Raw genomic sequence first — 22675 nt, forward strand, 5'->3', positions numbered from 1 at the left:
TTATTTCGTTTTATTGTCCGGCGGGCGCCAGCAGCGGCGCATAACCCAGGCCGCGCAACTTCTCCATGGTTTCGTCGGCTTCGGCGCGGCTCTTAAACGGGCCGACCTGCACGCGGGTGACAGTGTGGGCCGGGATGCCGTGCTGTTTCAGTTCTTTCACCAGCTTTTCGGCGTTGCCGATGCTGGAGAACAGGCCCAGCTGGACTTGATAGCCGATGGAGCTGCCGGCTGGTTTTGCCTTGACCGGGGCTTCTTTGACCGGCGCGACGGGCTTGTCCGCCGCGATGGCGGCGGCGGGCGGGGCGGCTTTGACGGCTTCGGCCGGCGCGGCTTTGGCGGCTGCCGTCTGTGGCGGAGCTGCAGCGGCGCTTGGCGCGGGAGGCGCTTTAGCCGCCGCGCGCTCATGCGCCGGCGCTGGGGCCGCTGCGTGGACGGGCGGGCGGCTGTTGGCCACGGCCGGGGTCTTGTCCAGATCGGGGCTGGCCGGGCTGGCGGCGCTGGGCGCTTGCGGCGCGCCGGCGGCTTCCGTCGCGGGCGCGCTGCTTTCCGCTGCCGGCGCGCTGGCTGGGGCGGGGGCCGGCGGCGCTTCCGCCGGGGCGGAGGCGGGCTTGATGATCTTGCCGGAGCTGGGGCTCTGGCTGCTGGCGGTCATTTCCACCTTGGGTTTATTGAAGCTGTCGGACAGCGGAATGGCGGCCAGCGCCACGGCGACCAGGCCGCCGGCGATCATCAACCGCTTTTTCAGCTTGCTGTTGAGCTCGGCCTCGCCGCCGGTCTTGTCGGGGTCTTGTTGATTTTGTTCGCGCATGGTCCGTTGAGACTGAGAAATGTGCAGCACATGGTTGAAAACACTGCTAAAATATCGGGTTCGTCAAAATTGGGTAACCCGAGTGGCTGCATAATACTCAAGTTTAGCCACTTGTCTTGATGTTTGGGAGAATTTATATGGCAATTGAACGCACCTTGTCCATCGTTAAGCCGGACGCCGTTGGTAAAAACGTCATCGGCAAAATCTACGATCGTTTCGAATCCGCCGGCCTGAAAATCGTGGCCGCCAAGATGAAGCAACTGTCCCGCGCCGAAGCCGAAGGCTTCTACGCCGTGCACAAAGAACGTCCGTTCTTCAAGGACCTCGTTGATTTCATGGTGTCCGGCCCGGTGATGATCCAGGCGCTGCAAGGCGAAAACGCCGTGCTGAAAAACCGCGAACTGATGGGCGCGACCGATCCGAAGAAGGCTGAAGCCGGCACCATCCGCGCCGATTTCGCCGACTCCATCGACGCCAACGCCGTTCATGGTTCCGACAGCGTGGAAAACGCCGCGATCGAAGTGGCTTATTTCTTTGCTGCATCCGAGATCAGCGCCCGCTAATCTCATAGTACTCCGTTGTTTGCGGAGCCTGTCCTCATGGACGGGCTCCGTCGAAAAGGCGGTCGTCCACACCGCCTTTGCTTTATCCCGAGGAATGCATGAAAACCAACCTGCTCGACTTCAATCTGGACCAGCTGACCCGGCATTTCGCCGAAATGGGCGAGAAGCCGTTTCGCGCCAAGCAAGTGATGCGCTGGATGCACCAGATGGCGGAAGCCGACTTCGACGCGATGACAGACTTGGCCAAAAGCTTGCGCGCCAAGCTGCATGAACGCGCCGAAGTGAAGGTTCCCTCGCTGATGACCGGGCAGGCGTCCAGTGATGGCACCCGCAAGTGGCTGCTCGACGTCGGCACCGGCAACGGCGTCGAAACCGTCTTCATCCCCGAGGATGAGCGCGGCACCTTGTGCGTGTCATCCCAAGTGGGCTGCGCGCTGGAGTGCACTTTTTGCTCCACCGGCCGGCAGGGATTCAATCGCAATCTGTCCACCGCGGAGATCATTGGTCAGTTGTGGTGGGCCAATAAGGCGATGGGCGTGACGCCCAAGAACGAGCGAGTCGTGTCCAATGTGGTGATGATGGGCATGGGCGAGCCGCTGGCCAACTTCGACAACGTGGTCAGCGCAATGCAAATCATGCTGGACGATCATGGCTACGGCCTGTCCCGCAGGCGAGTGACCTTGTCCACTTCCGGCCTGGTGCCGCAGATGGACCGGCTGCGCGAAGAGTGCCCCGTGGCGCTGGCGGTGTCGCTGCACGCGCCCAACGACGCCATTCGCGACGTGATTGTGCCTATAAACAAGAAATACCCGTTGGCGCAGTTGATGGCGGCCTGTCAGCGCTATCTGGAAAAGGCGCCGCGCGACTTCATCACTTTCGAGTACGTGATGCTTGACGGTGTCAACGATAGACCGGAACATGCTCGCCAACTGCTGGAACTGGTGCGGGACGTGCCGTGCAAGTTCAATCTGATACCGTTCAATCCGTTCCCGAACTCGGGTTATGAGCGTTCCAGCAACAATGCGATTCGCGCGTTCCGCGAAATTCTGCAGGAACGCGGTTACGTGGTGACGGTGCGGAAAACGCGCGGCGACGACATCGACGCCGCCTGTGGCCAGCTGGCAGGCCAAGTGATGGACAAAACCCGCCGTCAAGCCAAATGGATGCAGCTCGTAGAGGACAATAAGCAATGACGATACGGCAAATGGGGTTGATGGCCTGTTTAGGGATGGCTGTGAGTTCAACCGCATTTGCCGCCGATGCCGAAACGTCGCGCGAGTTGGCGACGATACGCAGCCAGCTGGCGATAGAATACGCCAAGATCGGCAATTACAAAGTGGCGCTCGAAACGGCGGATCAGGCCGTAGCCGCGGATCCGGCCTATGTCCCGGCCTATGTATCCCGCGCCTATGTTTTGACCCAGTTGCGCGAGGACGGACCCGCCGAAGCCAATTACCGCAAAGCCCTGCAACTGGATCCAAGCAACCCGGAGGCGAATAATAATTACGGTTTGTTTCTGTGCGATCGAAACCGGCTGCAGGATTCTTTGTCCTATTTTCAGAAAGCGCTGGCCAACCCGCTGTATGATTCGCCTCAGACGGCTTATTTGAACCTGGGGCATTGCAGCGCCAAGGCCGGCAATCAAGAGCAGGCCAACGATTACTTGCTGGCTGCGTTGCGCGCCGCGCCTAATTTCGCGCCCGCGTTGCGGGAATTAGCACAGTTGCATCTTGGGCTGGGTAATGCCAAATTGGCTGCTTTCTATTTCGAACGGATAGGCAAGGGCGCGGCGCTGCAAGCCGACGACCTGTGGCTTGGCGTGCAGATTGGGCGCAAGAGCGGCAACAGAGTGCTGGAAAGCGAATGTTCCGCCGCGCTCAAGAACCGTTATCCGGATTCCAAAGAAACACAACTGCTGTTGAGTGGAAGCTGAGGATGGAGCAACAATTCGAACAACAGGGACAACCGACAGGTTCCAGCGTCGGCGCCCGGCTGAAAACCGCCCGCGAGGCGGCAGGCATGGGCTTGGGGGAAGTCGCGGATAGGCTGAAACTGTCGATGCGGCAGCTGGAGGCGATAGAACGCGACGATTTCACAATCTTGCCGGGCGCGACCTTCGTGCGCGGCTTTGTCCGTAATTACGCCCGCTTTTTGCAGATTGATCCCGAACCGTTGATGCATGCGCTGGATAGGCAGTTTCCTTCCGCGGTCAACGATGTCGCCAATCTGGTGCGCGACGGCGCGCACGAGGCACCCGGGCATTCCGGCGAGACGCCTGCGTCGGACGAGGGCGGCTCTTCCGGCAAGTGGATAGTAGGCTTGCTGGTGGTGGCGGCTCTGGGCGGCGGCATCGCATGGCTGGCCAGCAACCACGGCGGCGACAGCCGGCCGACGGCAGACGCTTCTTCCGCCATCGCGACTGAGTTGTCTTCAGCGCCGATGGGCGAAGCCTCCGCTCCCGCCGCATTCTCCGCGGAGACGCCGGCCTCGGCGCCGGCAGCCGTCGTCGCGCCTTCTCCGGCCTCCGCGCCGCAGCCGGTCAAGACGGCTAGCGTGGCTAGCGCGCCGGTTCCGTTGGCGTCGCCGCTTGTCAAACCGCAGGCCAGCGCCGCTGTGGCGGCGGCCGCCAGCGGCAAGCTGGTGTTGACGGTCAAGGAGGCGGAAGCCTGGGTGTCGGTGGTGGACGCCACCGGCAAGAAGCTGGTGTTCCAGACCTTGCAGCCCGGCAGCACTCAGGAAGCGGTTGGCACCCCGCCGTTCAAACTGGTGATCGGCAACGCCTCGCAAGTGGCGGTGAATTTCAATGGCCAAGCGGTGGACCTCACGGACAAGATCCGCGGCACCACGGCAAAGCTGGAACTCAAGTAATTCAAGGTAGCGAATGGATAGCGTGAACATCGCGCGACGCCCCACCCTGCAGGCTAGGGTGGGGCATGTCATTGTAGGATCGGACGCTCCGGTGGTGGTGCAGTCCATGACCAACACCGATACCGCCGACGCGGCGGCCACGGTGCGACAAGTGCTGGAACTGGCGGAAGCCGGCTCGGAACTGGTGCGCATCACCGTCAACTCGCCGGAGGCCGCGGCCAAGGTGGCGGAAATTCGCCAACGGCTGGACGATGCCGGCTGTGCCGTTCCCTTGGTCGGCGATTTTCATTTCAACGGCGACCGCTTGCTGAAGGAATATCCCGATTGTGCGCGCGCGCTGGCCAAATACCGGATCAATCCGGGCAATGTGGGCAAGGGCGCCAAGGGCGACGACAAGTTCGCCTTCATGATCCGCACCGCCATCGAATACGGCAAGCCGGTGCGCATCGGCGTCAACTGGGGCAGCCTGGATCAGGCTTTGCTGGCCAGAATGATGGACGCCAACAACCGCGTCGACCAGCCGCTATCCTTGGAGCGACTAATGCGCGAAGCGCTGATCGTTTCCGCGCTGGAGTCCGCCGACAAGGCGATGGAACTGGGGCTGCCGGCCGAGCAGATCCTGCTGTCCTGCAAGGTCAGCAATGTGCAGGACCTGATTACCGTGTACCGCGACCTGGGCAGTCGCTGCAACTTCCCCTTGCATCTGGGGCTGACCGAGGCTGGCATGGGCTCCAAGGGCATCGTCGCGTCCAGCGCCGCGCTGGCGATCTTGTTGCAGCAAGGCATAGGCGACACTATTCGCATCTCGCTGACGCCGCAGCCGGGCGAGGCGCGCACCAAGGAAGTGGTGGTGGCGCAGGAGTTGCTGCAAACCATGGGCCTGCGCAGCTTCACCCCGCTGGTGACCGCTTGTCCGGGCTGCGGCCGCACCACCAGTACCTTCTTCCAGGAGTTGGCGGATCAGATTCAGACTTATCTGCGCACGCAGATGCCGATATGGCGTTTGCAGTACCCGGGCGTAGAGGATATGAAGGTGGCGGTGATGGGCTGCGTGGTCAACGGCCCGGGGGAGAGCAAGCTGGCGGATATCGGCATCTCGCTGCCCGGCACCGGCGAAGTGCCGGTGGCGCCGGTGTACGTCGACGGCCAAAAGGATGTTACCCTCAAGGGCGACAACATCGCCGCCGAGTTCACCGCCTTGGTTGATCGCTACGTGCAAAGCCGTTACGGCGAAGGCGGCGCCAAGCGCCGCGAGGGCGGCAGCCGCACCATTCCGATTCGTCCGGTAGGCGTTTGAGCGCGTTTGGCGCAATGACCGGGCTCTGATTCAAGCGATATACAAGAAAACAAGCAATGGCTCAAAAATATCAAGCGGTCAAAGGCATGAATGATGTGCTGCCGGCCGAGTCCTACCAGTGGGAATTCTTTGAAGGCAAGTTGCGGGAGCTGCTGGCTGACTACGGCTATCAGAATATCCGCACCCCCATCGTCGAAACCACACCGCTGTTCGTTCGCGCCATCGGCGAAGTTACCGACGTGGTGGAGAAGGAGATGTACACCTTCATCGACAGCCTGAACGGCGACAGCCTGACGCTTCGTCCCGAGGGCACCGCGGGCACCCTGCGCGCGGTGGTCGAGCACAACCTTCTGTACAATGCCACCCAGAAGCTGTGGTACATGGGGCCGATGTTCCGCCATGAACGCCCGCAGAAAGGCCGTTATCGCCAGTTTCACCAGATGGGCGTGGAAGCGTTGGGCTTCGCGGGTCCGGACATTGACGCCGAAATCATCGCGATGACCGCCGATTTGTGGCGTCGTCTGGGCCTGTCCCAGTATGTACGCCTGGAAATCAATTCGTTGGGCAACCAGGAGGAACGCGCCGCGCATCGCCAGGCGCTGATCGCCTATCTGGAACAGCACGTGGACATTCTGGACGAAGACGGCAAGCGTCGCATGTACAGCAACCCCTTGCGCGTGCTTGACACCAAGAACCCTGCCCTGCAGCGGATGGCTGACGAGGCGCCCAAGCTGTCCGACTACCTGGGCGAAGCGTCCCTCGCGCATTACGAAGGCTGGAAGGCGATGATCCGCGAACTGGGCGTCGACTTCGTGGAAAACCCGCGACTGGTGCGTGGTTTGGATTACTACAACCAGTCGGTATTTGAATGGGTGACCAACGAGCTGGGCGCGCAAGGCACGATTTGCGCCGGCGGCCGCTATGACGGCCTGATCGAACAACTGGGCGGCAAGCCCGCCGCAGGCATTGGTTTCGGCATGGGTCTGGAGCGCGTGGTGCTGTTGTTGCAGGACAAGCAATTGCTGCCGGCGCAACGTAGCGTCGACATTTATCTGGTGAACCAAGGCGAAGGCGCGGCGCTGTACGCGATGAAGCTGGCGCAAAGCCTGCGCGCCGCCGGCCTTTCGGTGGTGCAGCACTTGGGCGAAGGTAGTTTCAAGTCGCAAATGAAAAAAGCCGACGGCAGCGGCGCGCAGTTCGCCGTCATCGTCGGCGAAGATGAAATCAAGACGGGTCAGGCGGTGGTCAAGGCGCTGCGCGCCGAGATGGACCAACAAACTGTGGCGGCGGAAGCGGTGGCCGCCACGCTGATCTCACTGAAAGCTTAAGGGAGAGGGGCGCAATGGCGTTCGACTTGCAGGAACAAGAACAGATTGATTCGATCAAGGCCTTCTGGCAGCAGTGGGGCAAGCTGATTGCCGGCGTGCTGGCGGCGTCCGCCATTGCCTATCTGGGTTTCAAGGGCTATCGCTATTACCAGGAGCAGCAGGCGCAAAAAGCCGCGGCCGCTTACGAGAACATCGACGCGGCGGTGGCCGCCAAGGACATCGCCAAGTTGAAGTCGGCGGTAACGCTGTTGCAGAACGACTTCGGCTCCTCGGCCTATGCCACGCGCGGTTCGCTGATTCTGGCCAAGGCCGCTTTCGACAAGAGCGACCTCGCGTTGGCCAAGAGCCAGCTGGAGTGGGTGCTGGCCAATGGCAAGGATGAATCGGTAGGCGCCATCGCCCGCCTGCGCCTGGCTTCCTTGTTGCTGGATCAAAAAACTTACGACGCGGCGATCGCCGAACTGAACAAGGAGCACCCGGCCGGTTTCGACGCGTTGTTTCTGGACTTGAAGGGCGATGTGCTGGTCGCCAAGGGCGACGCCGCCGCCGCGCGCGACGCCTATAAATCCGCTTTGGCCAAACTGGTGGGCGATTCGCCCAACCGCCAGTTCATCCAGACCAAACTTGACGCGCTGGGAGGCTGATCGCATGCGCCGCCAATTGTTGCTGACCGCTGTGCTGTCCTCCTCGCTGCTGGCCGGTTGCGCCAGCTGGTTTGAAGGCAATACCCAGTTCAAGCCTACCCCGCTCGCCGCGATCAAACCCCTGCAGGGCTTGGACGTCAAATGGACGGCGGCTCAGGCCGCGCCGGCGGCCGGCTTCTTGCCGGTATACGCCAACGGCCTGGTGGTGAGCGCCGACGCCGACGGCCGCGTGCGTAGCATCGACGCCCTCAGCGGCCGCGTCAGCGCGGACGTGGATCTGAAGCGCAAGCTGAGCGCCGGCGTCGCCGTGGCCGGCGATATGGTGCTGGTGGGCACCCAGGACGCCAAGTTGTTGGCGGTGGAGCGCGCCAGCGGCAAAGTGCTGTGGCAACAGCCGCTGACCAGCTTGATGCTGGAGGCGCCGCAGGTGGCCGGCGACATGGTGCTGGTGCGCACCAACGACGCGCGCCTGACCGGTTTCTCCCTGAGCGACGGCGGCAAGCAACTGTGGTCCAGTGGCAATGTGCTGCCGCAGCTGACCGTGCGCAACAATGGTTCGATGCAGGCGGTGGGCAAGGAAGCGGTGATGGTGGGGCAGGCCGGTGGCCGCTTGGACATCATCAATCCGCAGACCGGCAACGCTTTGTGGCAGGGCGCGGTAGCCAACCCGCGCGGCGCCACCGAACTGGAACGGATGACCGACGTGACTTCGCGGCCGGTGTTCGACGCCGGCCAGGTGTGCGCGGTGGCCTATCAGGGACGAGTGGCCTGCTTTGAGGCGCGTTCCGGCAATCTGCTGTGGGCGCGTGAAATTTCGTCCAGCCGCGGCCTGGCCGTGGACGGACGCAATGTCTACGTGACCGCGGAAGACGGCTCCGTCTGGGCGTTTGATCGCGGCACCGGCCGCAATATTTGGAAAACCGACGACCTGAAATATCGGGACGTCACCGGCCCCGCTCTGTTGGGCCGCTTTGTGTTGGTAGGAGATGGCGAAGGTTACGCCCATCTGCTATCCAATGAGAGCGGCAGCATCGTGGGCCGAGTCAAGGTCGGGTCCGCCCTGGCCAATCAACCGGTGTCGCTGGGTTCGTCCGCCTTGATGCAAGGCAAGGACGGTCGTCTGGCAATGCTGACTTTGGGATAATAAAGCAGTACTCATGAAACCTACCGTAGCTCTGGTCGGCCGCCCCAATGTGGGCAAGTCGACCTTATTTAACCGGCTGACCCGCAGCCGCGACGCCCTGGTCGCCGACCAGCCCGGTCTGACGCGTGATCGCCACTATGGCCATGGCCGCGTGGGCGAGAAGCCGTATCTGGTGGTCGATACCGGCGGTTTCGAGCCGGTGGTGGACGAAGGCATCTTGTTTGAAATGGCCAAGCAGACGTTGCAGGCCGTGGACGAAGCCGATGCCGTGGTGTTCCTGGTGGATGGCCGAAACGGCCTGACCCCGCAAGACAAAATCATCGCCAACCGTCTGCGCCAGCTGCAGCGTCCGGTCTTCCTCGCCGTTAATAAGGCGGAAGGGATGCGCCACGCTATCGCCGGTGCCGAATTCCACGAGCTCGCGCTGGGCGAGCCGTTGGTGATCTCCGCCGCTCATGGCGACGGCGTGCGCGAATTGATGGAACTGGTGTTGGCGGACTTCCCCGAAGAAGTGGAAGAAGAAGCCTCGCGCCATCCCAAGTTCGCGGTGATCGGCCGGCCCAATGTCGGCAAGTCCACTCTGGTCAACGCCATCTTGGGCGAAGAGCGCGTTATCGCCTTCGATCAGGCCGGCACCACTCGCGACAGCATATATATTGATTTTGAGCGAGATGGCCATACCTACACCATTATTGACACCGCGGGCGTGCGTCGTCGGGCCAAGGTCAGCGAGATGCTGGAGAAGTTCTCGGTGATCAAGACCATGAAGGCGATCGAAGACGCCAACGTGGCGGTGCTGGTGCTGGACGCCCAACTGGATATCTCCGAGCAGGACGCCACCATCGCCGGTTTTGCGTTGGAAGCGGGCCGGGCGCTGGTGGTGGCGGTGAATAAATGGGACAACCTGGATGGGGAGCAAAAGGAAACAGTGCGCCGCGAGATCGCGCGCAAGCTGAACTTCCTGGATTTTGCAAAGTTCCATTACATCTCCGCCATTGAAGGCCGCGGCGTGGCAGACTTGTTCAAGTCCATCGACGAGGCGTACAGGGCAGCCATGGCCAAACTGGCCACGCCAAAGCTGACTCGAGTGCTGCAAGTGGCGCTGGAACGTCAGCAGCCTCCGCGCTCAGGCCTCATTCGCCCGAAGATGCGCTATGCGCATCAGGGGGGGCAGAACCCGCCCATTATTGTTGTGCACGGCAATGCGCTGGATGCGGTGCCGAACAGTTATACCCGCTATCTGGAACACACTTTCCGGAAAGTGTTCAAGCTGCAGGGCACGCCGTTGCGCGTGCAGTACAAGTCTTCGGAAAATCCGTTCGACACCGACGACGGCAAGGAGAAGTCCCGAGCCAAGCCCAAGCCGATGTCCAAGATGCGCGGACGCGAGAAAGAAGTGCGTTACGGCAAGAACGGCAAGGGCAGCAGTAAAAAATAGTACGCCGGGATGTTTTCTGCTAATAATAAGCAGACAACCGGGCTGTAAGGTTCAGTTAATACAACAATCAACGATTCGGAGAATAACGAATGAGCTCTAAAGGGCAAATGTTACAAGACCCGTTCCTGAACATCCTGCGTAAGGAACATGTGCCGGTGTCCATCTACCTGGTGAACGGCATTAAACTTCAGGGTCAGGTAGAATCCTTTGACCAGTACGTGGTGCTGTTGAAAAACACGGTGACCCAAATGGTGTACAAACACGCCATTTCCACCGTCGTACCCGCCCGTCCGGTCAATCTTCCCCATGAACACCCGGTGCAAAAGCAGGAGCAGCAAGACGCCTAAAGCGTTGCTGTGCTTGTGACCGGGCCGATCGGCCGCGCCAATCTGGCGCGGCTTGTCGGCCTTTTATCTTTTGCACCCCAACTATGGTTTCCGAATAGTGTTTGATCGTCCCGACTTAGGCGACCAGGCGGTTCTGGTCTGTCTGGATTTTGGAGATGCCGATTCCCAGGAAAATATCGCCGAGTGTGCCGAGCTGGTCAAGAGCGCCGGCGTCGAGGTGATGGGCGTGGTGCAAGGCAAGCGGCAGCGCCCGGACGCCGCGCTGTTCGCGGGTAAGGGCAAGGTTGAGGAAATTGGCCTGCTGGTGCGCGCCACCGACGCCAATGTCGTGATATTCAACCATGCTTTGGCGCCTGGCCAGGAACGCAATCTGGAGCGGGCACTGCAGTGCCGCGTTATCGACCGCAACAGCCTGATTCTGGATATTTTCGCGCAGCGCGCGCGCAGCCATGAGGGCAAGCTGCAAGTCGAACTGGCTCAGCTGTCGCATATGTCCACCCGCCTGGTGCGAGGCTGGACCCACTTGGAGCGGCAGAAGGGCGGCATAGGCTTGCGCGGCCCCGGCGAAACCCAGCTTGAAACCGACCGTCGCTTGCTGGGCATCCGCGTCAAGGCGCTGAAAGAGCGCCTGGCTCAAGTGCAAAAACAACGCAATACCCAGCGCAAGGGACGCGGGCGAGCTGGCATTGCCTCGGTGTCCATCGTCGGCTACACCAATGCTGGCAAGTCCACCTTGTTCAACGCGCTGACCAAAGCGCGCATCTACGCGGCGGACCAATTGTTCGCCACACTGGACACCACCAGCCGCAAGCTGTTTCTCAATCACCAGACATCCATCGTGATTTCCGATACGGTGGGCTTTATCCGCGATCTGCCGCACACTCTGGTGGCCGCGTTCCGAGCCACCCTGGAGGAGACCGTGCGTGCGGACCTCTTGTTGCATGTAGTGGATGGCTCCAGCGATATGCGCGATGTGCAGATCGAGGAGGTTAACAAAGTGTTGGCCGAAATCGGCGCGGACGGTATTCCGCAGCTGCTGGTCTGGAACAAATGCGATCTGCGCGAGATGGAGCCGGAGATCGAGCGCGACGCGACGGGCCGTCCGGTTTCTGTGCGGGTTTCGGCTCTGACCGGCGCCGGCCTGGAACTCTTGCGCGCGGCGATTGCCGAATGCGTGCATCCTTCCCAAAACAACCATAAAGACTATTACGAGCATGTCGCAGAATGACCCTAACCGAGGCCGCCGAGGCAATGAAGGGCCGCCGGACCTCGATGAAGTATTCCGCAACCTAAATCAGAAGCTGTCGCGGCTGCTGGGCGCCAAAGGCAGTGGTGCAGGGGGCAGTCCCGCGTCCGGCATCAAACCGCCGTTCAAGGGCGGCGCCATCGCCGTGGTGGGCGTATTGGCCGCACTGTGGCTGGCCAGCGGTTTCTACGTGGTGGACGCGCGCGAGCAAGGCGTGGTGTTGCGTCTGGGTAGCTTCAACCGGGTAACCGAGCCGGGTCTGCAATGGCACGCGCCGTTCCCGTTTGAAAAGGTGGAGATCGTTAACCTTACTGAAGTGCGCAGCGTGGAAGTCGGCTACCGCAACACTGCCCAAACGCGGGTTGCGGAAGAGTCGCTGATGCTGACTTCGGACCAGAACATCATCGACGTCCAACTGTCGGTGCAATACGACATCAAGGACGCGCGCTCCTTCCTGTTCAACAATGCCTCGCGCGAGCGCGACGCGAAGGACATCGTCAAGCAAGCGACCGAAACCGCGATTCGCGAAGTGGTGGGCCGCAACAAGGTCGATTTCGTGCTGAACGAAGGGCGAACCCAGATCGCGGTGGAAACCCAGAAGTTGATTCAGGAAGTACTGGATCGCTACTCTCTGGGCGTGCGCATCGCCAAGGTCAACATCAATGCGGTGCAGCCGCCCGAGCAAGTGTTGGCGGCCTTCGACGACGCGGTGAAGGCCGGTCAGGACAAGGACAAGTTGCGCAACGAAGGCCTGGCTTACGCCAACGAGGTGCTGCCCAAGGCCCAGGGGCTGGCCGCGCGCTTGCAGCAGGAGGCAGAAGCCTACGAGCAGAAAGTCGTCTCCCGCGCGGAAGGCGACGCATCGCGCTTCAAGCAAGTGTTGTCTGAATACAACAAAGCACCCAAAGTCATGCGCGATCGCCTGTATCTGGACATGATGCAGCAGATCATGAGCAGCACCACCAAGGTGGTGGTGGACCAGAAGGGCGGCAACAATCTCTTGTACCTGCCCTTGGACAAACTGATTCAGCAGAGCAGCCCGGGAACCTCCGGCGCGGCGGCGCCCGCCGCCGGCGCGGTTCCGGAGCCGGCTGCGCCTGCCGCTCAGGCCGGCAATGCCAAAGGGGGGCGGGACGTGACCCGCGGACGTGATTTTTTTGGGGCGGAGCGATAAGCAATGGATAGACTGATTCCGACTGTAGTTGCCATAGCCGGTGTGCTATTTGTTGCCAGCCTGTCGCTGTTCACCGTGGATCAGCGCCAATACGCGCTGGTTTTCCAGTTTGGCGAAGTGGTGCGCATCATCAAGGAGCCGGGCATTCAGTTCAAGGTACCGCTGCTGCAGAACGTGCGTTACTTCGATCGCCGCGTGCAGACCATCGACGCCGAGGCGCCGGAACTGTTCAACACCCGCGAGAAAAAGAACGTGTTGGTGGACAGCTTCGTCAAATGGCGCGTGGTGGACGTTGAGCAGTTCTACAAGAGCGTGGGCTCCGAGGCCGCCGCTGTGGCGCGTTTGAAACAGACCATCAATGACGGGTTGCGCGCGGAATTCGGCCAAAAGATGGTTGCCGACGTCATTTCCGGCAAGCGCGACCAGGTGATGGATACGGTTCGCAAGCGCGCGGACGCGGATGCGCGTAAAATAGGCGTACAAATTCTCGACGTGCGCTTAAAACGAGTCGATTTTCCGGATAAAATAAGCAGTTCGGTCTTCGACCGCATGCAGTCCGAGCGCCGCACCGTCGCCAGCCAGTTGCGCAGCGAGGGCGCCGCGGACGCGGAACGCATCCGCGCCGAAGCGGACAAGCAGCGCGAGGTGGTGCTGGCCGAAGCGTATCGTCAGGCTCAGGAGCTGAAGGGCAAGGGCGACGCGAAGGCGGCGGCGATTTACGCCGAGGCTTACGGCAAGAACCCGGACTTCTACGCTTTCTGGCGCAGCATGGACGCGTACAAGGAGTCGTTCAAGAACAAGAGCGACGTCCTAGTGCTGGAGCCGAGCAGCGAGTTCTTCAAGTACTTCAAGAACCCGCAGTCGGGAGCGGCCAAGGCCAAGTAAGCGGCCAAGGCTGGCGGAAGACGCCGCGCAAGACAATCGAGTATGGAACACTGGCCGGGGCGACCTGGCCAGTTTGCTGATAACAAGGCGGGACGCTTCCCGCCTTTTATTCTGTTGAAAAGAATCATGCGTAATTGGCTGTTACCGGAATACATCGCGGATGTTCTGCCTGCCACCGCGCGCCAGGTGGAGTCCGCCAAGGCGGCGATGCTGGAAGGCTTTCGCGTGGCGGGCTACGAGTTGGTGCTGCCGCCGCTGATCGAGTACATCGATTCGCTGATCAGCGAGGAAGACGCTTCGCTCGAGCTCAAGACCTTCAAGCTGGACGATCAGTTGTCCGGCCGGCAAATGGGCTTGCGCGCCGACATCACGCCGCAAGTGTCGCGCATAGACGCGCACTTGCTCGGCGAGCGTACCGGAGTGACCCGGCTGTGCTACGCCGGCAGCGTGGTGCATACCCGGCCGGATGGTCTGGCGGGATCGCGCGAGCCGCTGCAAGTGGGGGCGGAGTTGTACGGCTACGCCGGCATCGAGGCCGACCTGGAAATCATCGAATTGATGCTGGGCACCTTGGAGCGTGCCGGCGTGTCCGGCCTGCGGCTGGACATCGGGCATATGGCGATTTACCGCGGCATTGCCGCCGCCGCGGGTTTGTCGGGAGAGACCAGTCGGGCGCTGTTCGCCAAGCTGCAGAGCAAGGATGTGGCCAGCATTCGCGAGTTGGTCCGCGATGTCGCCGAGCCGTACCGCAGCGCTTTTCTGGCTTTGCCGGAATTGTACGGTCCGATCGAGGAGTTGGACCGGGCGCGTTCCCGTCTGCCGTCCTTGCCCGAGGTGGAGCTTGGCCTGATGCAGCTGTCCGCTGTGGCCAAGGCGCTGGAGGGTAGGGTGGCCCTGAGCTTCGACCTGACCGAACTGCGCGGCACGCAGTATCACAACGGCCTGCTGTTCGCCGCCTATGCTGAGGGCTGGGCCGAGGAACTGGCGCGCGGAGGCCGCTATGACAATGTGGGCCGTCGTTTCGGCCGTGCCCGACCGGCAACCGGCTTCAGCCTGGATTTGCGCGACCTGATCCGCATCCTGCCGGAGCAAGGTTCGGTCAGGGGCATTCGCTTGGCCGCCAAGCACTGGCCGCAGGCGCGGGCTGAAGTGGCCCGCCTGCGCGCAGCGGGCGAAATGGTGGTGATTGATTATCTGGGCGAGTCCGCCCAGGCCTTGAATTGCGATCGCGAGCTGACTTTGGATGGCTCGGATTGGCATGTGGTTTCATTTAACTGATTTTTGAATCTGACTGAAGAAGAGGTTTTTCCAATGTCCAAGAACGTTGTCGTGATCGGTACCCAGTGGGGTGATGAAGGCAAGGGCAAGATCGTTGACTGGCTGACCGACCACGCGCGTGCCGTGGTTCGCTTCCAGGGCGGTCACAACGCGGGCCACACTCTGGTGGTGGGCGGCAAGAAAACCGTGCTGCGCCTGATTCCGTCCGGCATTCTGCGCGACGATGTCGAGTGCTTCATCGGCAATGGCGTGGTGTTGTCTCCGGAAGCCTTGCTCAAAGAGATCGACGAGCTGGAAACCGCCGGCGTGAACGTCGCCGCCCGCCTGAAGATTTCCGAAGGCTGCCCGCTGATCCTGCCCTACCATGTGGCTTTGGATCAGGCTCGCGAAGTGGCCAAGGGTGCCGGCAAGATTGGCACGACCGGCCGCGGCATCGGCCCCTGCTACGAAGACAAGGTGGCGCGACGCGCCTTGAAGGTGATCGACCTGTTCGACACCGCCCGCTTCGCCGAGAAGCTGAAGGAAAACGTCGAATACTACAACTTCATGTTGACCAAGCTATTCCAGGCTGAGCCGGTGAGCTTCGACGCCATCCTGGCCGATACCTTGAAACTGGCCGAGCGCATCAAGCCCATGGTGGCCGATGTATCCCGCACCCTGTACGACATGAACCAGGCGGGTATCCCGCTGCTGTTCGAAGGCGCGCAAGGCACGCTGCTGGACATCGACCACGGCACTTATCCGTACGTGACCTCGTCCAACTGCGTGGCCGGCGCTGCGGCGCCGGGCGCCGGCGTGGCTCCGCAAATGCTTAACTACGTGCTGGGCATCGTCAAGGGCTACACTACCCGCGTGGGTTCCGGTCCGTTCCCGACCGAGCAAGAGAACGATATCGGCATGTTCCTGGCCAAGCGCGGCAACGAATTCGGTTCGGTAACCGGCCGTCCGCGTCGCTGCGGCTGGTTCGACGCCGCCGCACTCAAGCGTTCTATCCAGATCAACGGCGTGTCAGGCCTGTGCGTGACCAAGCTGGATGTGATGGATGGCCTGGAAGAGATCAAACTGTGCGTGGGTTACACTCTGGACGGTGAAAAGGTGGAGATTTTGCCGTTTGGTTCCGACGCGGTCAGCAAGTGCGTACCGGTGTACGAAACCATGCCCGGCTGGAGCGAAAGCACCTTCGGCACCAAGCGCTGGGAAGACCTGCCGGCCAATGCCCAGGCCTACCTGACTCGTATCGCCGAAGTGTGCGGCGCGCCGGTGGATATTATCTCCACCGGTCCGGACCGCGAAGAAACCATCGTGATGCGTCATCCCTTCGGTCTGTAAGTCCGATTTGATTCATCGCCGGAAACCCGCCTGCCAGGCGGGTTTTTTCATGTCCGCGGCGGGCGTAGACTGTTTGGATTCTGGTTACCGAAAGCAAAACACATGCAGCCATTGAATGTCGCCTTGGTGGGATACGGCTACGCCGGCAAGACTTTTCACGCGCCCTTGATCTCCGCTACGTCCGAATTGAAGCTGGCCGCCGTGGTCAGCAGCCGGCCGGACGAGGTGCGGGTGGATTGGCCGCAGGTGTCGGTGCTGGCCGGTTTGGAGCAGGCTTTGCTTGATCCTGCCATCGATATGCTCGTTATCGCCAGCCCCAACCAATTGCATTATCCGCAGGCGCGCGCGGGTTTGATGGCAGGCAAGCATGTGGTGGTGGACAAGCCGTTCACCGTGACGCAGGCGGAGGCGCGGGAGCTGTGCTTGATGGCCGAGCGGCCGGGCAGCCCGCTGTTGTCGGTGTTTCACAATCGGCGCTGGGACGCTGATTTCCTGGCGCTCAAGGCGCTGTTGGCCAGCGGCGAGCTGGGAGCGCTCAGCCATTTCGAGTCCCATTTCGACCGTTATCGGCCGCAGGTCCGCGCGCGTTGGCGCGAGCGGGACCAACCGGGAGCGGGGCTGTGGTACGACCTGGGGTCGCACTTGCTCGATCAGGTCTTGCAGTTGCTGGGCTGGCCGCAGACGATTTATGCGAACTTGTTCAAACAAAGGGCCGGCGCGCAGGCGACAGACTACTTTCACGTACAGTTGGGCTATGCGGAGCATCAGGCGGTGCTGCACGGCTCCTGCTTGGTCAGCGGCGGCACCCCGCGCTTTAGTTTGCACGGCACGCTCGCCAGTTATGTCAAATTCGGCCTGGACGGCCAGGAAGACTATTTGAAGCGTGGCGGCCGCCCTGGCGAAACGGGCTGGGGCGTGGACCTTGAGCCGGGCATCTTGTTCCGTCAGTTGGACGATGGAGAAATGCGGGAGTCCCGTTCGTCACCCTTGGGTGATTATCGTGATTTCTACCGTGAGGTGGCTCGAGCCGCGCAAGGTCTGGGGTCTAATCCGGTGACGGCTAGGGAAGCGTGGCGGGTGATGACCTTGCTGGAGCAGGGAGAGCAGAGCGCGCGGGAAGGGCGGCGTCTGTTTTGCCTCCCGGTGGCTTGAGAGCGCTTGCGGGGCTTGCTTTACGTTTCGACATCATTTGCGCCGCCCGGTCTCGTTGTCCCGGGGATGGCCGGTGCTACACTGGCGTTTCCATTCCTGAAATTTTATCGTCATGCAGCTTAAGCTCGCCGCCGGTATGGTGACACCGTTGATCGTGGCCACCGCCTTGTTCATGGAGAACATGGACGCCACAGTGATATCCACCTCTTTGCCGGCTATCGCGCGCGACCTGTTGGTGGAGCCGATTGGCTTGAAGTTGGCGCTGACGTCTTACTTGGTCAGTTTGGCCGTGTTTATCCCCATCAGCGGCTGGATGGCGGACCGCTTTGGCTCACGGCGTATTTTCCGCGCAGCCATTGTCGTCTTTGTATCGGGATCCGTGTTGTGTGCGCTTAGCAATACATTGGGCGGCTTTGTGCTGGCGCGTTTTGTGCAAGGTATCGGTGGCGCGATGATGGTACCAGTGGGGCGCTTGGTGATTTTGCGCACCACGTCGAAAGCGGATCTGGTGCGGGCGCTCAGTTATTTGACGGTTCCCGCTTTGCTGGGGCCGGTCATTGGACCGCCCTTGGGCGGTTTCATCAGTACCTATCTGCATTGGCGCTGGATATTCTTGATCAATATCCCTATTGGCGTGCTGGGCTGGGTGCTCGCCAAGCGCCACATCGAAGACTTGAAGAACGAACAAGTACCGCCGCTGGACTGGTTGGGCTTTGCTTTGAGCGGCGTCGGCCTGTCCTTGTTGATGCTGGGTCTGGCTACTGAGGGCAGGCATTTGGTCTCGGCGCAATGGTCCGTCGTGCTGGCGGCGACAGGCATGGGCTTGCTGTGGCTTTATCTGCTGCATTACCGTCGCACAGCTCATCCCTTGTTGGATTTGTCCTTGTTGCGCTTGCCGACTTTTCATGCCGGCGTGGTGGGCGGCTTCGTGTTCAGGGTGGGCATCGGCGCCACGCCCTTCTTGTTGCCGTTGATGTTGCAACTGGGCCTGGGTCTCAATCCTTTTGTCTCCGGTTTGCTGACCTGTTCTACCGCGGTGGGTGCCATTTTTATGAAGACGCTGGTGATGCGCATATTGCGGCGTTACGGTTTCCGCAGGGTATTGATGGTTAATAGCATGTTGGCGGGCCTTTCCATCGCGGCGTACGCATTGTTCTACGAGGCTCCGAGCTATGTCTGGATGTTGCTGGTTTTCGTATTAGGCGGTTGTCTCCGTTCTTTGCAGTTCACCAGCTTGAACGCGATTTCTTTTGCCGAGGTTGAGTCGGGAAGCATGAGCCATGCCACCAGTCTTTCAGGGGTGGCGCAGCAACTGGCTGCGGGTTGCGGGGTGACGGCGGGGGCTTTTGTTGTCCAGGGAGTGAGCGGGCTGCAGGGGCATGCAGCCTTGACCGTGGTCGATTTCGCCTGGGCTTTCGCTATTATGGGCGCCTTGACCATGTTGTCCGGCCTGATGTTCGCCACGCTGGATCCGCGAGCCGGGGAAGAGTTGGCCTCGCGCTGAGGGAGAAATGCAAAACCCCCGTTGATTATAAATCAACGGGGGTTTATTGGTGCCCAAGAGAAGACTCGAACTTCCACACCCTTGCGGGCGCTAGGACCTGAACCTAGTGCGTCTACCAATTCCGCCACCTGGGCATAATACTTAAATTGTTTTACTAGTGGACTACGATATAAACATCATCGGAGTCGTTTAAACTGTTGGTGCCCAAGAGAAGACTCGAACTTCCACACCCTTGCGGGCGCTAGGACCTGAACCTAGTGCGTCTACCAATTCCGCCACCTGGGCCAACCAGATTGTTACTATACAGAGCGAACATCACGATTACAATAGAGTAAGTCAGTGGTGCCCAAGAGAAGACTCGAACTTCCACACCCTTGCGGGCGCTAGGACCTGAACCTAGTGCGTCTACCAATTCCGCCACCTGGGCTTCGCTTTGCTGTATTATTTCGCTGCATCTCTGCAACGAGATGCGAATTATAGACATATTCTTGAGGGTGTCAATGGCTAGAGCACAAAAAAAACAAAAGACCCTGTCCCTCCGCGAACAGGACCCCTTCCTGGAACGGGAAAAACTTAAATATTCCAATCCTTTGCCGAGCCGAGAGTTCGTTTTAAAAATTTTGGCCGAGCAGGGGGTGCCGCTATTTCCTGATGAATTGGCGCGCATGTTGTCGATTGCACAAGCCGAATCTATTTATTTCGAACGTCGCTTGCGGGCAATGGAGCGAGACGGCGAAGTCATCATCAATCGCAAAGGCGCAGTCTGCGTCGCTCAAAAACTGGACCTGATCAAGTGTAAAGTGTCCGGTCACCGCGACGGCTACGGTTTTGCCATCCCGGATGAAGGCGAAGGTCAGGGCGGAGATATTTTTCTGCCCGAGCGGGAAATGAAAAAAGTGATGCATGGCGATCGGGTGATGGTCCGTCCGTCCGGCGTCGATCGCCGAGGTCGGCAGGAAGGCAAGATCGTAGAGGTGTTGGATCACGTGGTGACGCGGTTGGTCGGCCGCATCAATCGGGTCCGGGGCGTGTGGGTGGTGACGGCGGAAGACCGCCGCATTAATCACGACATTCTGATTGAGCCGGGTGGAGAGGCGGGGGCCAAGGACGGCCAGGTAGTCATGGTGGAAATCCTTCAACACCCGGATGCCTACCGTCAGCCTGTTGGCCAAGTCGTGGAAGTGCTGGGTAACTACGCCGATCCCGGCATGGAAATCGAGATCGCGCTGCGCAAGCACGATCTGCCTCATCAATTCCCTGAAGCAACGCTGGCCCAGGCAAAGGCGACGCCGAAAAAGGTGCGCAAGAAAGACTGGACCAAGGATCGAGTCGACCTGCGCGATCTGCCCTTGGTGACGATAGACGGCGAAACCGCACGCGATTTCGATGACGCCGTGTATGCAGAGAAGCAGGGCAAGGGCTTCCGTTTGATCGTGGCGATTGCCGACGTCAGTTTTTATGTAGAGCCGGGCGATGCCTTGGATCAGGAGGCGCTTAACCGTGGTACTTCGGTCTACTTTCCGCGCCGAGTCATTCCGATGCTGCCGGAGGCCTTGTCCAACGGCATCTGTTCGCTGAATCCGGACGTCGAGCGGATGTGCATGGTCTGCGATATGCAGATCAACGCCAAGGGTGTGGTCAAGCGCTATCAGTTCTATCCAGCGGTGATGCTGTCCAAGGCGAGGCTGACCTATAATCAGGTTTGGGAGTGGATTCAGAAGGGAAGCTATAGCCCGGTGTTGCCGCAGATCCAGACCCTATACTCTTTGTTCAAGGTGTTGCTTGCGGCGCGCAGCCAGCGTGGGGCGATCGAGTTCGACTCTGTGGAAACCCAGATGATCTTCAACGACGCGGGCAAGATCGAACGCATCGTGCCGGTAGTGCGCAACGACGCGCATCGCCTGATTGAAGAGTGCATGCTGGCGGCCAATGTTTGTGCCGCTGATTTCCTGGAGAAGAACGGGCACAAAGCCTTGTATCGGGTACATGAGGGGCCGACTGAAGAGAAACTGGAGAATCTGCGCAACTACCTGCGCTTGGTCGGCTTGAGTCTGGGCGGCGGGGAAAAGCCCACGGCCAAGGACTACGCCAAACTGGGGGAACAAATTCATGGGCGGCCCGATGCGCCGGTGTTGCAGACCATGTTGCTGCGTTCCATGCAGCAAGCGGTTTATACCCCGGACAATAACGGCCACTTCGGCTTGGCTTACGAGGCTTACGCGCACTTCACTTCACCGATTCGCCGTTACCCGGATTTGTTGGTGCACCGTTCGATCAAGGCGGTGCTCAATGGTGGCAAATACAAGCCGGGCAAATGGGCGCAACTGGGCGTGCACTGCTCTATGACCGAGCGCCGGGCGGACGATGCCAGTCGCGACGTCGAGTCCTGGCTGAAAACCTACTATATGCGGGACAAGGTGGGCGAGATCTTCAAGGGCAAGATCTGCGCGGTGACCAGCTTCGGCGTATTCGTGTTGCTGGATGAGGTGTATGTCGAAGGCCTAGTGCATATCTCCGAACTGGGCAAGGACTACTTCCACTTCAAAAAGGACGTCCAGGCGATTGTCGGAGAGAAGAGCGGCATGCAATACCGCTTGGGCGATACGCTGACCGTGAAGGTGATGAGCGCCAATCTGGAAAGCGCTCAAGTCGACTTCGCTCTGGTCAAAGAAGGCGAGCTGCAAACCGCCAGGCCAGTGCCCGCGCGCAGCGCCGGCGCGCGCCAGGGCGGTTCGCGCCGGGCTGCCGAGCCTAAGCCTGTAGAGGCAAAACCGCCGGCATTGCCAGCGGCGCCCAAGGGGCGAAGCAGAGGGGGGGCTCAATCGCCGGTGTCGAAGCCTGCGGTCAACAAGCCTGTGGCGAGTCCATCTGCTGCAAGCAAGCCAGTAGCGAGCAAGCCAGTAGCGAGCAAGCCAGTAGCAAGCAAGCCAGTAGCAAGCAAGCCAGTAGCAAGCAAGCCAGTAGCAAGCAAGCCAGTAGCAAGCAAGGCGGTGGCTCCAAAAACTGTTAGTGCTGCGCCTGCGGCTGCCAAGCCGGCGCCTACGGCAGCGATGCCTGCGTCCGAGGCTGGCGCGCCTCCAGCGGGCCAATCGCTTGCCGGCAAGTCGCCGGTGGGCGAGGCGTCTCCCGCCCCGCGTCAACGCAGGCCGGCGGCGCGCAGGAGCAATAGCAAGCGCCGTAGCGAGGACTGATCTCTCCAGAGCACTTCTATATAAATAGGTATACCAAGCCATGACGGGCCGGCGTTTCGCCGGCCCGTTTTTCATGGTTCGGCGGGGCGAGGATGGGGTGCCGGTGAATACCCTTTGTGGATATTCGTTTTCGCATCAAGGGTTTGCCCTGTGAGGCCCGCTTTTGTTGAGGTTTTTGTTGCAAAAGGTGTTGACGGGTTTAGGGTCGTGACGTATAGTTCGCCTCCTCAGCAGACAACGCAGCGGCGGAAACGAAGCGCAGCGATCTGCACCGCTCTTTAACAAAACGAATAACCGATAGGTGTAAGTGCTCGGTCGATGACCAAACACTTGCACTGCAAGACGAGAGATATCTTGATGTTTCTTTGATCTTGCGTGCCAGAAAATTTGCTTGGAATTGAACTGAAGAGTTTGATCCTGGCTCAGATTGAACGCTGGCGGCATGCTTTACACATGCAAGTCGAACGGTAACAGGGTGC

Annotated in this window: 19 protein-coding genes, 3 tRNA genes and 1 rRNA gene; 19 read left to right on the forward strand and 4 right to left on the reverse strand. The window is 60.5% G+C overall.

The window, feature by feature from the left end; genetic code table 11:
* Positions 1 to 10 precede the first annotated feature (10 nt).
* Entirely contained in the window at positions 11 to 808 is a 798-nt protein-coding gene (locus B0T39_RS13345) for an SPOR domain-containing protein (RefSeq protein WP_081547380.1), read from the reverse strand.
* Positions 809 to 945: 137 nt separating this feature from the next.
* On the opposite strand from B0T39_RS13345, the gene ndk reads away from it, so the two are divergent.
* The 17 genes from ndk (at position 946) to B0T39_RS13430 (ending at position 19005) form a co-directional block, all read left to right on the forward strand.
* Positions 946 to 1371, forward strand: coding sequence for a nucleoside-diphosphate kinase (gene ndk, locus B0T39_RS13350; protein WP_081547382.1), 426 nt, complete (start codon positions 946 to 948; stop codon positions 1369 to 1371).
* A 98-nt stretch (positions 1372 to 1469) separates the two neighbouring features.
* Positions 1470 to 2564: a 23S rRNA (adenine(2503)-C(2))-methyltransferase RlmN gene (rlmN, locus tag B0T39_RS13355; RefSeq protein WP_019104100.1), complete on the forward strand. Its 1095-nt coding sequence runs from the start codon at positions 1470 to 1472 to the stop codon at positions 2562 to 2564.
* Between the two features lie 11 nt (positions 2565 to 2575).
* On the forward strand, positions 2576 to 3304 hold the full coding sequence (pilW, locus tag B0T39_RS13360) for a type IV pilus biogenesis/stability protein PilW (RefSeq protein WP_254894553.1): 729 nt from the start codon (positions 2576 to 2578) through the stop codon (positions 3302 to 3304).
* Between the two features lie 2 nt (positions 3305 to 3306).
* On the forward strand, positions 3307 to 4239 hold the full coding sequence (locus tag B0T39_RS13365) for a RodZ domain-containing protein (RefSeq protein WP_081547386.1): 933 nt from the start codon (positions 3307 to 3309) through the stop codon (positions 4237 to 4239).
* Positions 4240 to 4252: 13 nt separating this feature from the next.
* A complete protein-coding gene (gene ispG / locus B0T39_RS13370) occupies positions 4253 to 5536 on the forward strand; it encodes a flavodoxin-dependent (E)-4-hydroxy-3-methylbut-2-enyl-diphosphate synthase (protein WP_081547388.1) in 1284 nt (427 codons plus the stop codon).
* Positions 5537 to 5592: 56 nt separating this feature from the next.
* Positions 5593 to 6864 (forward strand): histidine--tRNA ligase, encoded by a 1272-nt coding sequence (gene hisS, locus B0T39_RS13375; protein ID WP_081547390.1) that lies wholly within the window; start codon positions 5593 to 5595, stop codon positions 6862 to 6864.
* A 14-nt stretch (positions 6865 to 6878) separates the two neighbouring features.
* Positions 6879 to 7508 (forward strand): YfgM family protein, encoded by a 630-nt coding sequence (locus B0T39_RS13380; protein ID WP_081547392.1) that lies wholly within the window; start codon positions 6879 to 6881, stop codon positions 7506 to 7508.
* Between the two features lie 4 nt (positions 7509 to 7512).
* Positions 7513 to 8652, forward strand: coding sequence for an outer membrane protein assembly factor BamB (bamB, locus tag B0T39_RS13385; RefSeq protein WP_081547394.1), 1140 nt, complete (start codon positions 7513 to 7515; stop codon positions 8650 to 8652).
* A 13-nt stretch (positions 8653 to 8665) separates the two neighbouring features.
* Positions 8666 to 10090 (forward strand): ribosome biogenesis GTPase Der, encoded by a 1425-nt coding sequence (der, locus tag B0T39_RS13390; RefSeq protein WP_081547396.1) that lies wholly within the window; start codon positions 8666 to 8668, stop codon positions 10088 to 10090.
* An 89-nt stretch (positions 10091 to 10179) separates the two neighbouring features.
* Complete coding sequence (gene hfq, locus B0T39_RS13395) at positions 10180 to 10437, forward strand: RNA chaperone Hfq (protein ID WP_039756760.1); 258 nt, start codon at positions 10180 to 10182, stop codon at positions 10435 to 10437.
* Between the two features lie 97 nt (positions 10438 to 10534).
* Positions 10535 to 11665 (forward strand): ribosome rescue GTPase HflX, encoded by a 1131-nt coding sequence (hflX, locus tag B0T39_RS13400; RefSeq protein ID WP_081547414.1) that lies wholly within the window; start codon positions 10535 to 10537, stop codon positions 11663 to 11665.
* A complete protein-coding gene (gene hflK, locus B0T39_RS13405) occupies positions 11652 to 12857 on the forward strand; it encodes an FtsH protease activity modulator HflK (RefSeq protein ID WP_081547398.1) in 1206 nt (401 codons plus the stop codon). The genes hflX and hflK overlap by 14 nt, the downstream gene beginning before the upstream one ends.
* A 3-nt stretch (positions 12858 to 12860) precedes the next feature.
* Complete coding sequence (hflC, locus tag B0T39_RS13410; RefSeq protein ID WP_081547400.1) at positions 12861 to 13742, forward strand: protease modulator HflC; 882 nt, start codon at positions 12861 to 12863, stop codon at positions 13740 to 13742.
* Between the two features lie 126 nt (positions 13743 to 13868).
* Positions 13869 to 15020, forward strand: a complete 1152-nt coding sequence (locus B0T39_RS13415; protein ID WP_081547402.1) for an ATP phosphoribosyltransferase regulatory subunit — start codon at positions 13869 to 13871, stop codon at positions 15018 to 15020.
* A 33-nt stretch (positions 15021 to 15053) separates the two neighbouring features.
* Entirely contained in the window at positions 15054 to 16349 is a 1296-nt protein-coding gene (locus B0T39_RS13420; protein ID WP_081547404.1) for an adenylosuccinate synthase, read from the forward strand.
* Between the two features lie 102 nt (positions 16350 to 16451).
* Positions 16452 to 17501 (forward strand): oxidoreductase, encoded by a 1050-nt coding sequence (locus B0T39_RS13425; protein WP_081547406.1) that lies wholly within the window; start codon positions 16452 to 16454, stop codon positions 17499 to 17501.
* Positions 17502 to 17613: 112 nt separating this feature from the next.
* The gene (locus B0T39_RS13430) at positions 17614 to 19005 is read left to right on the forward strand and encodes an MFS transporter (RefSeq protein ID WP_254894554.1); all 1392 of its coding nucleotides are present in this window, start codon (positions 17614 to 17616) and stop codon (positions 19003 to 19005) included.
* A 47-nt stretch (positions 19006 to 19052) separates the two neighbouring features.
* Here B0T39_RS13430 and B0T39_RS13435 read toward each other — a convergent pair.
* The 3 genes from B0T39_RS13435 to B0T39_RS13445 form a co-directional block, all read right to left on the reverse strand.
* Positions 19053 to 19139, reverse strand: a tRNA-Leu gene (locus B0T39_RS13435).
* A 64-nt stretch (positions 19140 to 19203) separates the two neighbouring features.
* Positions 19204 to 19290 (reverse strand) — tRNA-Leu (locus B0T39_RS13440).
* Between the two features lie 55 nt (positions 19291 to 19345).
* Positions 19346 to 19432: transfer RNA gene (locus tag B0T39_RS13445), tRNA-Leu, on the reverse strand.
* Positions 19433 to 19505: 73 nt separating this feature from the next.
* Here B0T39_RS13445 and rnr point away from each other — a divergent pair.
* Entirely contained in the window at positions 19506 to 22196 is a 2691-nt protein-coding gene (gene rnr, locus B0T39_RS13450; protein WP_081547408.1) for a ribonuclease R, read from the forward strand.
* Between the two features lie 399 nt (positions 22197 to 22595).
* Positions 22596 to 22675: ribosomal RNA gene (locus tag B0T39_RS13455) — 16S ribosomal RNA — on the forward strand; the annotation flags it as partial.

Source organism: Chromobacterium haemolyticum (assembly GCF_002081825.1).
GTDB classification, from domain to species: domain Bacteria; phylum Pseudomonadota; class Gammaproteobacteria; order Burkholderiales; family Chromobacteriaceae; genus Chromobacterium; species Chromobacterium fluminis.